The 11,765-nt window shown below is 63.6% G+C and carries 12 protein-coding genes; 5 read left to right on the top strand and 7 right to left on the bottom strand.

Annotated elements, in window-relative coordinates:
* Positions 1-595: 595 nt before the first annotated feature.
* Positions 596-1,903 (top strand): UDP-glucose dehydrogenase family protein, encoded by a 1,308-nt coding sequence (locus FR728_RS02965; protein ID WP_149891147.1) that lies wholly within the window; start codon positions 596-598, stop codon positions 1,901-1,903.
* 120 nt (positions 1,904-2,023) lie between these two features.
* Here the strand turns inward: FR728_RS02965 and FR728_RS02960 are convergent, their stop codons facing one another.
* Positions 2,024-2,473 (bottom strand): RrF2 family transcriptional regulator, encoded by a 450-nt coding sequence (locus FR728_RS02960; RefSeq protein WP_280115321.1) that lies wholly within the window; start codon positions 2,471-2,473, stop codon positions 2,024-2,026.
* Positions 2,474-2,627: 154 nt separating this feature from the next.
* Between FR728_RS02960 and FR728_RS02955 the strand changes: the two genes are divergently transcribed.
* Entirely contained in the window at positions 2,628-3,107 is a 480-nt protein-coding gene (locus FR728_RS02955; RefSeq protein ID WP_188318768.1) for a protoglobin domain-containing protein, read from the top strand.
* A gap of 34 nt (positions 3,108-3,141) precedes the next feature.
* Here the strand turns inward: FR728_RS02955 and FR728_RS02950 are convergent, their stop codons facing one another.
* Entirely contained in the window at positions 3,142-4,527 is a 1,386-nt protein-coding gene (locus FR728_RS02950) for a globin-coupled sensor protein (RefSeq protein ID WP_149891144.1), read from the bottom strand.
* A gap of 276 nt (positions 4,528-4,803) precedes the next feature.
* Here FR728_RS02950 and FR728_RS02945 point away from each other — a divergent pair, with 276 nt between their 5' ends.
* The gene (locus FR728_RS02945) at positions 4,804-5,460 is read left to right on the top strand and encodes a sugar transferase (RefSeq protein WP_188318767.1); all 657 of its coding nucleotides are present in this window, start codon (positions 4,804-4,806) and stop codon (positions 5,458-5,460) included.
* Here the strand turns inward: FR728_RS02945 and aroQ are convergent.
* Positions 5,457-5,897 carry a type II 3-dehydroquinate dehydratase gene (aroQ, locus tag FR728_RS02940; RefSeq protein WP_149891142.1) on the bottom strand — a complete coding sequence of 147 codons (441 nt, stop codon included), beginning with the start codon at positions 5,895-5,897 and terminating at the stop codon, positions 5,457-5,459. The two genes, FR728_RS02945 and aroQ, sit on opposite strands and share 4 nt — an antisense overlap.
* 154 nt (positions 5,898-6,051) lie before the next feature.
* Entirely contained in the window at positions 6,052-6,567 is a 516-nt protein-coding gene (locus tag FR728_RS02935; protein WP_149891141.1) for a response regulator, read from the bottom strand.
* Between the two features lie 439 nt (positions 6,568-7,006).
* On the opposite strand from FR728_RS02935, the gene hemA reads away from it, so the two are divergent.
* Both hemA and FR728_RS02925 read left to right on the top strand, forming a co-directional pair.
* The gene (gene hemA, locus FR728_RS02930; RefSeq protein WP_149891140.1) at positions 7,007-8,293 is read left to right on the top strand and encodes a 5-aminolevulinate synthase; all 1,287 of its coding nucleotides are present in this window, start codon (positions 7,007-7,009) and stop codon (positions 8,291-8,293) included.
* Positions 8,294-8,546: 253 nt separating this feature from the next.
* Entirely contained in the window at positions 8,547-8,744 is a 198-nt protein-coding gene (locus FR728_RS02925) for a hypothetical protein (protein ID WP_149891139.1), read from the top strand.
* A gap of 27 nt (positions 8,745-8,771) precedes the next feature.
* Here FR728_RS02925 and ccoS read toward each other — a convergent pair whose 3' ends face one another.
* From ccoS to FR728_RS02910, 3 genes are read right to left on the bottom strand one after another with little or no spacing between them, the layout of a single operon-like run.
* The gene (ccoS, locus tag FR728_RS02920; protein ID WP_149891138.1) at positions 8,772-8,951 is read right to left on the bottom strand and encodes a cbb3-type cytochrome oxidase assembly protein CcoS; all 180 of its coding nucleotides are present in this window, start codon (positions 8,949-8,951) and stop codon (positions 8,772-8,774) included.
* 9 nt (positions 8,952-8,960) lie between these two features.
* Complete coding sequence (locus FR728_RS02915; RefSeq protein ID WP_149891137.1) at positions 8,961-11,225, bottom strand: heavy metal translocating P-type ATPase; 2,265 nt, start codon at positions 11,223-11,225, stop codon at positions 8,961-8,963.
* An 11-nt stretch (positions 11,226-11,236) separates the two neighbouring features.
* Positions 11,237-11,755, bottom strand: coding sequence for a FixH family protein (locus FR728_RS02910; protein WP_208998632.1), 519 nt, complete (start codon positions 11,753-11,755; stop codon positions 11,237-11,239).
* Positions 11,756-11,765: the final 10 nt, after the last annotated feature.

Genomic DNA, 11,765 nt, shown 5'->3' with positions numbered 1-11,765 from the left:
TCAAATCAAAAACAACGACGGCCCGCCTCCCGGATCTGATCCGCTCGGCATTCCGGAAAGTGAAGCGGGAAGGTCATCGGCTGCACGCGCGCTGGCTCGATCGCCATCCCGTACGGCACGAGCCGTGAGGTCACCGCCCGCGCGCAAGAGCCGTTCCCCCGCGCAACAGGATCGGCAGGAGGACACGTGCCGCGCGCAATGCCAGCTTCCCTCAGCATGCGCTGCGTCACTTTGCCCTGACTCGCCCGCAAAGACCACCGGGGAAATCTTCCGAAACACTCAAGATGCAAATATCATGGCGGGGCTGCGGTTGCTGCACGTCGCAGTGACGACAGGGAAACGGTGCCCCGCCTGAGGGATCCGGTCGAAGCCCGGTCCACCGGGTCGCCCCAGGTCCACTGCCAGAAATTTCGCTCCTGTCAGGTTTGGCAATAAACCATGCGCACAGTCTTTGTGCGCAGATGCGCGGAAACGCCACATTTTCCGTCGCATCGTCCATGGTGTCATGGTACGGCAATGGTCACTTGTTAGCAGGTGAACCAATGGGTCACACCTCACCACCTGCCTGAAAATTTGAACAGGATTGGACGTTTACATGCGCGTTGCAATGATTGGGACAGGCTATGTCGGACTTGTTTCCGGTGCCTGCTTTGCGGATTTCGGACACCAGGTCACCTGTATCGACAAGGATGCCTCCAAGATTGACGCCCTCAATGCGGGCAGCATTCCGATCTACGAACCGGGACTGCAGGAACTGGTGGCCAAGAACGTGGCCGAGCAGCGCCTGTCCTTCACCACCGATCCGCAGGACGCCATCCGCCAGGCGGATGCGGTCTTCATTGCCGTGGGCACCCCGACCCGTCGCGGCGATGGGCATGCGGATCTCTCCTATGTCTACGCGGCTGCCGAGGAAATCGCCGGCCTGATCGAAGGCTTCACCGTCGTCGTGACCAAGTCGACCGTTCCGGTCGGCACCGGCGACGAAGTGGAAGCGATCATCGCCCGCACGAACCCGGACGCCCAGTTCGCAGTGGTCTCCAATCCGGAGTTCCTGCGCGAAGGGGCCGCCATCAACGACTTCAAGCGCCCGGACCGGGTGGTCGTCGGCACCGAGGATGACCGCGCCGTTTCCGTCATGCGCGAGCTCTATCGCCCGCTCTATCTGAACGAGACGCCGATCATCGTCACCCGCCGCCGCACCTCCGAGCTGATCAAGTATGCGGCCAACGCCTTCCTGGCCGTGAAGATCACCTTCATCAACGAGATCGCCGATCTCTGCGAGAAGGTGGGCGCCAATGTGCAGGAAGTGTCGCGCGGCATCGGCCTCGACAACCGCATCGGCTCCAAGTTCCTCCATGCCGGCCCCGGCTATGGCGGTTCCTGCTTCCCGAAGGACACGCTGGCCCTGTCGAAGATCGGACATGACGCGGGCGCGACGCTGAAGATCGTCGACAGCGTCATCGAGGTGAATGCGGAGCGCAAGAAGAAGATGGCCGACAAGGTCATCGCGGCCATGGGGGGCTCCGTCAAGGGCAAGACCATTGCCCTGCTGGGACTTGCCTTCAAGCCCAACACCGATGACATGCGCGAGGCACCGGCCATCGACATCGTGGCCAAGCTGAAGGAGGCAGGCGCCAACCTGCGCGCCTATGATCCGGCCTCCATGCATGAAGCCAGCAAGATCATGCCGGATCTGATGTTCTGCGACGGCCCCTATCACGCCATCGAGAATGCGGATGCGGTGGTGATCATCACCGAGTGGGATCAGTTCCGTGCGCTGGATCTGGACCGGGTGAAGAGCCTGGTGAAGGCACCGAAGGTGATCGACCTGCGCAACATCTACAAGCCCGACTACATGTCCGAGCGCGGCTTCGACTATGTGAGCGTCGGCCGGGCCTACTGAGGCCGCCGCCCCGCTGTGGGGCACCGGCTCGCCGTAGCCACTGAAATGCGAAAAACCCGGGTCACTGGCCCGGGTTTTTTCATGCCATCAGGGCGGCTCCGGCGGCTGGGACGCGGGTTCCTAGACAGCGCCGCGCGGAGAGCCGAGCAAGGCGCGCAGGCGGTCGCCGTTGTGAAGGATGTCGCGCAGTGAAATGTTCCGCAGTTCTTCGAAGAAGGCATCGAGCGCCTTCTTCAGGGCGGGACGCAGCAGGCATTCCGCATAGAGGGAACACTGTCCGCTGCGGGAGGCCTGAAAACATTGGGCCAGACAGAGATCCGTCTCCATCAGGGTGACCACGGAACCCAGATCGATCTCCTCCGGCTCCCTCGCCAGCCAGATGCCGCCGGACCGTCCCGCAGAGCTTTCGATATAGCCCGCCTTGCGCAGCACCTGGACGGCCGCCACCACCTGCGACCGATGGGCCTTGCAGCGCTCGACGACGTCGTCGATGGCGCAGCGGGTGCCGCGATGAAGACCCAGGTACATCAAGATCCTGAAGGCAGTATCCGTCCTCTCCGTCAGGCGCATCTCTTCCTCTTTCATACTTGCGCCGGCGCAGGCAAATGCGCCCTGCCGCGGCGCAAACTTTCAGAATGAATATAATATAATCAATATGTTATATTTGAATATCGATATTGTTGCTAAGCCATGGAAACCGGAAACGCAAGAAGGAAACCGGCCCGTGATACGCAATGCAACCCTTGGTCTTGAAGTGTCTCTTGAACACCTGGAGATCGGACCCGTCGATCTTCTCAATGGGCGGGAAGCCTGGACCATTCTCGCGCCGGAGATGCGCCCGCTGCTGGAGGACTTCTATCGCACGAAGCCCCTCGTCCGCCTCTTCACGATGCACCGGGACTTCGATCTGAACCGGCTGATCGATCGGCAGATCGACCATTGGCACGAACTCTTCGTCAAAGGGCCGGACAAGCAATATCTGGAGGGCGTGCGGCGTCTGGGGCTGATGCACCACAGGCTGGAAATCAGCATGCGCGACTTCCTGCTGGCCTATGGCTGGCTGGCCGACCGGTTCACCACGCTGATTTGCGCATCGAACCTGCCGGCAGGCCAGACGGAAAGGCTCACGCGCTCCGTTACCCGCCTCGTCCACCTGGACATGGCTCTCGCCGCCAGCGCCTATTACCTCGTCTACGTGGACTGACGGGCACCTGCCCGGCCTTTCCGGCCCAGGCCGCCTAGCTGGCGGCCACCTTCTGCAGGAAGCTCGCGGAGACCTCCTGCAGGCGACGGGCCTGACCGGACAGTCCTGACATTCCCTCGCGCACCTTGCCGGCTTCCGCAAAGGTCCGCCTTGCGCCCTCGCCAATCGCCAGGATTGCCGAAGATGCCTCTCCTGCTCCGTTGGCAGCCAGCTGGATGTTCGAGCTGATTTCGCGCGTCGCCGCACCCTGCTGGTCGACCGCGTCGTTGATCACGGCCGCGATCTCGTTGAGGCGGCGAATGGTCGCATGCACCTCTTCCAAGGCGGTCGCGGAGGAGGCCGTGACGGTCTGGATCTCTTCCACCTGGGCGGCGATTTCCGCCGTGGCGCGGGCGGTCTGATCCGCCAGATCCTTCACCTCGGTGGCGACAACCGCGAAACCTCGCCCGGCCTCGCCGGCACGTGCGGCCTCGATCGTCGCATTCAGCGCCAGCAGGTTGGTCTTTGCCGCAATGTCGTTGATCAGGCTGATGATCTCGCCCACACGCCCGGCCGCCTGTGTCAGCTGGCTCATGGTCTCGATGGCCTGAGTGCTGGTGGAGGTCGCCTCCTCGGCGATGGCATAGGACTGCTGAACCTGACGGCCGATTTCGCCCACGGAACTGGTCAGCTCTTCGGAGGCAACCGCAACGGTGTTGATGTTCTCCGCCGTGGCATTTGAACCGCGCTCCGCCAGCCCAAGCCCCTGTTCGGTGCTGCTCGACACGTCGATGAGACACTCGGCAGAGTTCGTCAGCCCGCGCGCCATGGTTTCCAGCTCGTCAGAGACCGCGCCGATGGATTGACGGAAGAGATCACCGAGCTCCGCAAGCGCGCGCGTTCGATCCTTCTGGCCGGCCTCGGTGTAGACGGCAATCACCTGGCTCATGTCGAACACGGCGAGCGCGATCAGGCGTTCCAGCGCCTGCGCCGTTGCTGCCTGCTTGCGCCGGGTGAAGAAGCGTCGCGACCCCGGGGCGGACAGGTCCTTCACCAACCGGCTGAGGATAAAGCCATAGGCCTCGAGATAGAGGGACGTGTCGAGCCCGAGGCGATTATGCACTTCACCGATGCGGCGGGCGGAAGCGAAATAGTCCTCGTCGAGACGCCCTTCGAGAAGCAGGGTCCAGTGACGGATCTGCATCTCCGCCGCGTGGTCCATCACCGAAGCATCGGAAAAGAAGCGCCGCGCCTCTGGCGTCACGCGCACATGATCGTAGAAGGCGGTCAGGACGATCCGCAGCCGTTCAAGCGCCTGCTTGCGGAACTCTGGCGAAAACCCCGCGTCCTTCCCCGTTCCCATCCAGGTCCAGACGGATGATGTTCCGCCAGCAACTTCCTTACCGCCTGCGCCCTGCGCCCCAATCTTCCCGGATTTCATGAGAATAACCCCTTTGGATTTTTCTCATTGTATTAATTAACCATATTAATGGATATTTAATCCAGATTACTTGTATGAATTCGCAGGTTTGACGCTCTGAATATAGAGAAATTACTTATACCACAGAACGCGATACTGATACCCCGTACACGCGAACCGCAAGCGGGGGCTTTCGATCTTGCGTCTGGAAAGGCTGGACAGCGTGGCCGCCTTGCTGGCAAGACTGGCAACCGGATTGGAGACCGCCCCCGGATGCCCTCGCCTGACCCTTCGCCCATGTCCACCGGACGTTCCCCGCAGATGGGGGCCCCTGTCGTCCCCTCGCCGGGGTTGCGCGGGATGCGGGTGCTTGATGTGGCGCTCTCGCTTGCCGCACTGACCCTTCTGGCGCCGCTCTTTGCGATTGTCGCCCTGGGGATCAAGGCCAACAGCGTCGGTCCGGTCTTCTGGCGCCAGCCCAGACTGAGCCGCGACCAGCGGCCGTTCGACCTCTATTCGTTCCGCACCACCCATGTTGAGCTGCTCCCGGAAATGGAGCTGGACGAGGCGGAGGAGGCCCATACGGCACGGCCCGGCACCGTGACCGGTTTCGGCACTTTTCTGCGGCGGGCGGGATTTCACCGGTTGCCGCATCTGGTCAATATCCTGAAGGGGGATCTCTCGCTCGTGGGGCCGCGGCCCCATGCGCCGGGCGAGCGGGTCTCGGGCATCCTGTGGGCCGACATCGACCCGCGTTACGAGGCGCGCTTTGCGGTACGTCCCGGGCTGATCGGCGTCGGACGGCTGCGCAGCCGCTCGGGCCGGCCGGCCTCTCTGGACGAGGCCCGCGCCTGTCTGGAAACGGAACTCGCCTTCATCCGGACCGGAACGCTCGGCGACGTGATCGCCTATATGGCAGACCGGATGAAGGTCTGGCTGTTTTCGCCGCGTTAGGCGGCGCCCACCAGATGCATCACGCGGCGCAGGGCCAGCTCGTAACCCTGGATGCCGCACCCGGCAATCACCCCGTCTGCCCGCAGGGAGACATAGGAGTGATGGCGGAAGCTCTCGCGCTTGTGCACGTTGGAGATATGCACCTCGAAGACGGGAAACTCGCAGGTGTTCAGCGCGTCGAGAATCGCGACCGAGGTGTGGGTGTAGGCGGCCGGGTTGATCACCAGAGCGCAGGCCGTGGTGCGGGCCTCATGGATCCAGTCGATCAGCTGATACTCGGCATTGCTCTGATGGAAGCGCAGTTCATAGCCTTCCGGTTCGACCAGGGCACGGCAGTTGGCCTCCACGTCGGCGAGGGTCTCGCGGCCGTAGATTTCCGGCTGGCGAGCGCCAAGGAGATTGAGGTTCGGGCCGTTGAGAACGAAAATGGTCTTCACGATCAATCCTGTATCTGAGGCTGCGCGCATTTCGCGCTGGCCGGCCGACGCTGCGAGGGTTATCGGACGGGCACGCAGTGCTGTCAATTCCTGCGAGACAGCTGGCACTGAAGAAGCAAAGGGAAGCAGCCTGAAAACCGCCAGCCGGACCGGATCAGCCGACGGCCGTCGTCGCGTTCGGATCGCCTTCGCCACCCGGAGAGCCCTGCCAGATCTTCTGGCGGTTGCGGATTTCCCGCGGGGCCGGGCCGAAATAGCTGGAGGTCTTGATGAAGTCGCGCGGGTGCAGGATCACGCTGGAAATGCGCTGGTAGAGCGCCTTGGCGGAGATCGGCTTGGACAGGAGTTCATGCACGCCCAGACGCCGGGCTTCCACGATCCGGCTGCGCTCCGTATGAGCGGTGACCATGATGATCGGGATATAGGCGAAGGGATTGTTGGGGGTGCGGATCATGCGCACCATGTCGGCGCCGTCGAGGATCGGCATCACCCAGTCGAGGATGAGAATGTCCGGATTGGCACGGTCCATCGCCTCGAGGCCGGAGGCCCCGTCTTCCGCTTCCACAATCCGTCGCGCACCGAAGCCCTGAAGCATCGTGCGGATGATCGTCCGCATATAGGCACTGTCCTCGACCAGCAGGAAGGTCAGGGAAGCAAGGTCCAGACTCACACCAAAATCTCCAATGTCGTCAGACAGTCGTGCCAGAAAATCCTGAAGAGAGCGTTAGTGGCTGCCCTTCAGGTCCGGCCGGACCGGCTGCGCCTCGCTGTCCCCTGCCCTGCCAGAGCGGAAGGGCTTGCAAGCCTGCCATGCGGCGGGATGACAACAAATAAGTTCAGAAAGGCTCTAAACTGCGATATTAATTCAGTGCGTTTGCGATTGGTCAATCCGCAGGCGGTGACACTGCCATATGATGGCTGACATGTCGGCACTCCCGGACAGGACGGACGCGAGGGAGGCCGGATGACCCTGTGGGGCTGGCTGGAGGGAGCTGCCCGCACCGTGACCCGGTGCCTTTTGGTCCTTCCCGCGTCAAATTGCCCTTCGACTTTGCCCGAGCGGTTCCCTAGGCTCCGCCGGAAAACGCCAGGACAACAAGGTTCAAGCAATGAACTATCAAGAGACCTTCGAAAACGCGATTGAAGCCCTGCGGGACGAAAAGCGTTATCGGGTTTTTGCCGACCTCGAGCGTATCGCCGGTTCCTTTCCCAAGGCCATCTGGCGCGCCGAGAACGGCCTGGAGCGCGAGATCACGGTCTGGTGTTCGAACGACTATCTCGGCATGGGCCAGAACAAGTCGGTGATTTCGGCACTGACCAGCACGGCCGAAGCCATGGGTGCGGGTGCGGGGGGCACGCGCAACATCTCCGGAACGAACCATCCGCTGGTTCAGCTGGAGCGGGAGCTGGCCGACCTTCACCAGAAGGAAGCCGCCCTCGTCTTTACCTCGGGCTTCGTCTCCAACGAGGCGGCCATCTCCACCATCGCCAAGCTGCTGCCGGACTGCCTGATCCTGTCCGACCAGCTGAACCATGCCTCGATGATCGCCGGCGTGCGCGGATCGGGCGTTGCCAAGCAGGTCTGGCGGCACAATGATCTGGAGCATCTGGAAGACCTTCTCAAGGCCGCCGGCAACGAGCGCGCCAAGCTGATCGTCTTCGAGAGCGTCTATTCCATGGACGGTGACGTGGCACCGATCGAGCAGATCGCCGATCTCGCCGACAAGTACAATGCCATGACCTACATCGACGAAGTTCATGCGGTGGGCATGTACGGCGAACGCGGCGCAGGGATCTGCGAACGCGACGGTGTGATGGACCGGATCGATGTGATCGAAGGCACGATGGCCAAAGCCTTCGGCGTCATGGGCGGTTACATCACCTCCAGCCAGGCCATCGTGGACGCTGTGCGCTCCTATGCGCCGGGCTTCATCTTCACCACCGCCCTTCCGCCCAGCCTCGCGGCTGCCGCCTGCACCTCGATCCGTCATCTCAAGACGTCGCAGATCGAGCGTGACATGCAGCAGCGTCAGGCGCAGCAGACCAAGGAAAAGCTGGCAGCTGCCGGTCTTCCGGTCATGCCGTCGCAGACCCACATCGTGCCGGTGCTGGTGGCCGATCCGGACCTTTGCAAGAAGGCCTCGGACATGCTGCTGGAAAAGCATGGCATCTACATCCAGCCGATCAACTATCCGACCGTTCCCCGCGGCACCGAGCGCCTGCGCATCACGCCGACCCCGCTGCATGACGACGGGCTGATCGACGGGCTCTGCGACGCTCTGGTGGATGTCTGGGAAACCCTGGGCCTGACCAAGGGGACAGTCGATGCCAACTGCCGGATCGTTGCCGAAGAAGGCCGTCCGCAGGCGGCGCTCTATCCGGCAGCAGGCGGCTGATAATCATCTGACTTATAAGTGCTTTTACGGGCTGGGGGCGTTTTCGCCCCCGGCTTTTTTCATGCCCGTGTCAACTTGTTTCGACCGGATATCCCTGCATTCCGTTGCGTCATCCGTTACCGCCCGCTTTCACCGGTCCGGTTAACCTGCTCTTCAGGGCTGCCTGCGCTTATGGATCCACCGCAAGCGTCGTCCCAACCGACGCGGTGCCAGAGTGGCCGCGGCGCGAGGTTGGCCGAAGCGAGAGAGCGTCATGTCCGTGCAATTCATGCCTGAACCGCAAGACGAGACCCCTGTGCCCCCGGCATGCCGCTGGTCGCCGACCCAGGGTCAGGCAGAAACCGCCACCGTTCCCCCTTCCCGCACGCTGCGCGACAATGTCCTGCTGGTTTCAGGCGTCGGGCTTCTGGCCCTGGCCGTCGTGATGGTGCTGAGCGCCTATCTGGGCTGAACGCCCGTCGGCCGCGTGAACACCCTCTCAGGATGACAGGCGGTCGGAAGGCTCGCCCGGCGCGGGAAGGTCATCATCATCCAGAATGCGCCACTTGGCGCCCTCCAGATCCTCGTATTGTCCGGTCTTCAGCGACCAGAGGAAGCCCACGAGCCCGGCAAGGCCGAGGCCGATGGCGATGGGAATGAGAAAAATCAGCACGTCCATGACGCGATCCTAGGCCGATTGTGAGATTGGCGGTAGTGGCGAGGCTGCACGATCCCCCGCCTTCGCAGGGTCGGTGTCGATGGCCGGTCCGCCGAGACGCAGGCGCAGGGCATTCGCCGTGACGATGAGCGACGAGCCGGACATGGCGAGTGCGGCCAGAAGCGGTGTCACGAAGCCCGCAACGGCAATCGGCACAGCAATGGCGTTATAGATCACCGAGATCCAAAGGTTCTGCTCCATGGCGCGACGGGCCCGTCGCGACAGCGCGAGGGCTTCTGCCACAGGGCGCAGGCGCTCGCCGAGAAACACCGCGTCGGCTGCTGCCTGGGACAGGTGAACCGCCGTCACCGGCGACAGGGACACATGGGCTGCGGCCAGGGCGGGCGCATCGTTCAGGCCATCGCCGACCATCAGCACGTTGGCACCTTCGGCCTTGAGGGCCTCCAGCCGGGCGATCTTGTCGGCCGGGGTCAGTTCCGCGGCCCATCGGGACACGGGCAGGACACTGGCGATCTCCTCCACCGCACCCTTGCGGTCGCCGGAGAGGATTTCCAGGCGATATCCCTGACGCGCCAGATGATCCAGCACCTCACGCGCATCGCTGCGCAGCCCCTGATGAAGGGCCAGCAGACGCACCGGCTCGCCGTCGAGTGCGACCGCGATGAGGGAGGCGCCTGGCCAGCGTGACAGGATAGAGGCCACCTCTTGCCCGTCTGCGCCGCAGAAGGCGGGGCTGCCGAGACGCAGGGTCTTGCCATTCCAGAGCGTTTCCACCCCCTGCCCTGCCGTCTCCGTGGTGGCGGCGAAGGGTTCGCGCACGCCGGCAGCCCGGGCAAGCGCTATGGCAAGCGGATGGCGGCTGGAGAGCGCCAGCCTTGCGCCAAGCCGCACCAGTTCATCGGAAAGAAGCTCGGGTTCGGCCAGCTCCGGTTCGGCCCTCGTCAGGGTGCCGGTCTTGTCGAAGACGATGGTGTCGGCTGCGGCCAGCCGCTCGATGGCATCGCCGGAATTGAGCAGAACCCCGGCGCGGAAGAGCTGGCCGGAGGCCACCACCTGCACCGCCGGCACGGCCAGTCCGAGCGCACAGGGACAGGTGATGATGAGCACGGAAATGGAAATGACGAGCGACGGTTGCCAGCCGATGCCCCAGACCAGCCAGAACAGGAAGGTCAGGGCAGAGGCCGCATGAACCACGGGCGCGTAAAGCTGTGCGGCCCGGTCGGCGATGCGCACATAGGCCGAGCGCCCCTGCGCTGCCGTTTCGAGCAGGCGGTTCACGTCGTCCAGGAAGGTGCCGCTGGAGGCAGCCGTGACCTTGAGGGTGAGACTTCCCGAACCGTTCAGGGTCCCCGCATAGACCGTCTCGCCCACCCCGACCGGAACCAGGCGGGTCTCGCCGGTGATCAGGCTCTGGTCCAGCTCGGACGTGCCGAACTCGACGACCCCGTCGACGGGAATGCGTTCGCCGGCGGCGACAAGAACAAGGTCGCCGGGCTGGATGCGTGACAGGGGCGTTTCCCGCACCGAGCCATCCGGAGCGATGCGGCCTGCGACCTCAGCCCTGAGCGCTGCCATGTTTTCCGCAAAGGATTGGGTGCGACCGCGCATGTTGTGGTCGAGATAGCGCCCGACCAGCAGGAAGAAGAGCAGCATCACGGCAGATTCGAAATAGGCGTGATGCTGGTGCTGGATCGTCTGCACGAGGGAGAGCGCCACCGCGAGCGAAACGCCGATGGCGATCGGAACGTCCATATTGAGACGGCGCGCGCGGATCGCCGTCCAGGCGCTGCGGAAGAAGGGCATGCCCGAGTAGGCCACCGTCGGAAGCGCGATGAGGGCCGAGAGCCAGTGGAAGAAGTCGCGGGTCTCGTCCGTGATGTCCGTGGCATTGCCGGACCAGACGGAGACCGAGAGCAACATGATGTTCATGCCGGAGAAGCCGGCCACGGCCAGCGCCCGCAAGAGACGCTTTCCGGTCTCGTCCTTCTGCTGGCGTGCCCGCGCCGGGTCGAAGGGATGGGCCGTGTAGCCTAGCCGGTTGAGGGCTGCCAGAATGTCTTCGGGCGGGGTCTCGGCGTCATCCCAGTCCACCGCCAGCCGATGGCTGGTCAGGTTGACCCGGGCCTTGCGCATGCCCGGCAGACGGGCCAGCCCCCGCTCGATGTCCCCCATGCAGGCTGCACAGGTAATCCCGTCGACGGCCAGATCCATATGGACAGACCCGTCCTCCGCCCTCGTCATGAAGGCATCCCAGTCGCGCTGATGCACGGTCACGGCCTTGGTTCCTACTGCGCCAGGAAGACCCGGTTCTGCGAGCGGAACAGGCGTTCTTCGCCCTGACGGGCCTCGATCACCAGTTCCCAGTTGCCGCTGGTCAGACCTTCCGCACTGCCTTCATAGACACCGCTCTGGGTCTCCTGCAAGTCCAGGGTCAGGTCCTGGCCCTGATGGGCGGGATGCTCGAGGCTGGCGGTCAGGGTCAGGCCGGTCAGCACCAGGCCTTCCTTGTCGCGCGGCTCGATGCGCAGGCGCGCCTGGTCATTCTCGCCCCGCTCCAGGCTGGCGGTGACCGTCCAGCCCCGCTCGGCCTGGGCACGCGCGGTGGCGAGTTCCTTATTGTAGGCCTGGCTGGCCTTATAGGAACTGTCCACCACCACGCCCGGGAAGGACCCGAGCGCGAGGTAGATGAAGACGCCATTGGCGGCGAAGATGACGGCAAAGAAGCCGATCACCCACATAAGCACACCGCGTCCGGTGAGAGGTTTGCCGCCCGCAGGCGTCTGTTGCCGTTCAACCATGGTCATGAGCCCCTCC

It is taken from the genome of Roseibium aestuarii (genome assembly GCF_008477545.1).
Classification (GTDB): Bacteria; Pseudomonadota; Alphaproteobacteria; order Rhizobiales; family Stappiaceae; genus Roseibium; species Roseibium aestuarii.
The sequence above is the reverse complement of the archived record's forward strand: the minus strand, read 5'-3'. Positions and strand labels throughout refer to the sequence as shown.

Excerpts from the sequence above, each read along its gene's own strand:
- FR728_RS02960 (WP_280115321.1), bottom strand. The coding sequence starts at position 2,473 with ATGCGCCTGACGGAGAGGACGGATACTGCCTTCAGGATCTTGATGTAC.
- ccoS (WP_149891138.1), bottom strand. The coding sequence starts at position 8,951 with ATGGACGTGCTGATTTTTCTCATTCCCATCGCCATCGGCCTCGGCCTT.
- FR728_RS02945 (WP_188318767.1), top strand. The coding sequence starts at position 4,804 with ATGTCCACCGGACGTTCCCCGCAGATGGGGGCCCCTGTCGTCCCCTCG.
- FR728_RS02950 (WP_149891144.1), bottom strand. The coding sequence starts at position 4,527 with ATGAAATCCGGGAAGATTGGGGCGCAGGGCGCAGGCGGTAAGGAAGTT.
- hemA (WP_149891140.1), top strand. The coding sequence starts at position 7,007 with ATGAACTATCAAGAGACCTTCGAAAACGCGATTGAAGCCCTGCGGGAC.
- FR728_RS02925 (WP_149891139.1), top strand. The coding sequence starts at position 8,547 with ATGTCCGTGCAATTCATGCCTGAACCGCAAGACGAGACCCCTGTGCCC.
- FR728_RS02965 (WP_149891147.1), top strand. The coding sequence starts at position 596 with ATGCGCGTTGCAATGATTGGGACAGGCTATGTCGGACTTGTTTCCGGT.
- FR728_RS02910 (WP_208998632.1), bottom strand. The coding sequence starts at position 11,755 with ATGACCATGGTTGAACGGCAACAGACGCCTGCGGGCGGCAAACCTCTC.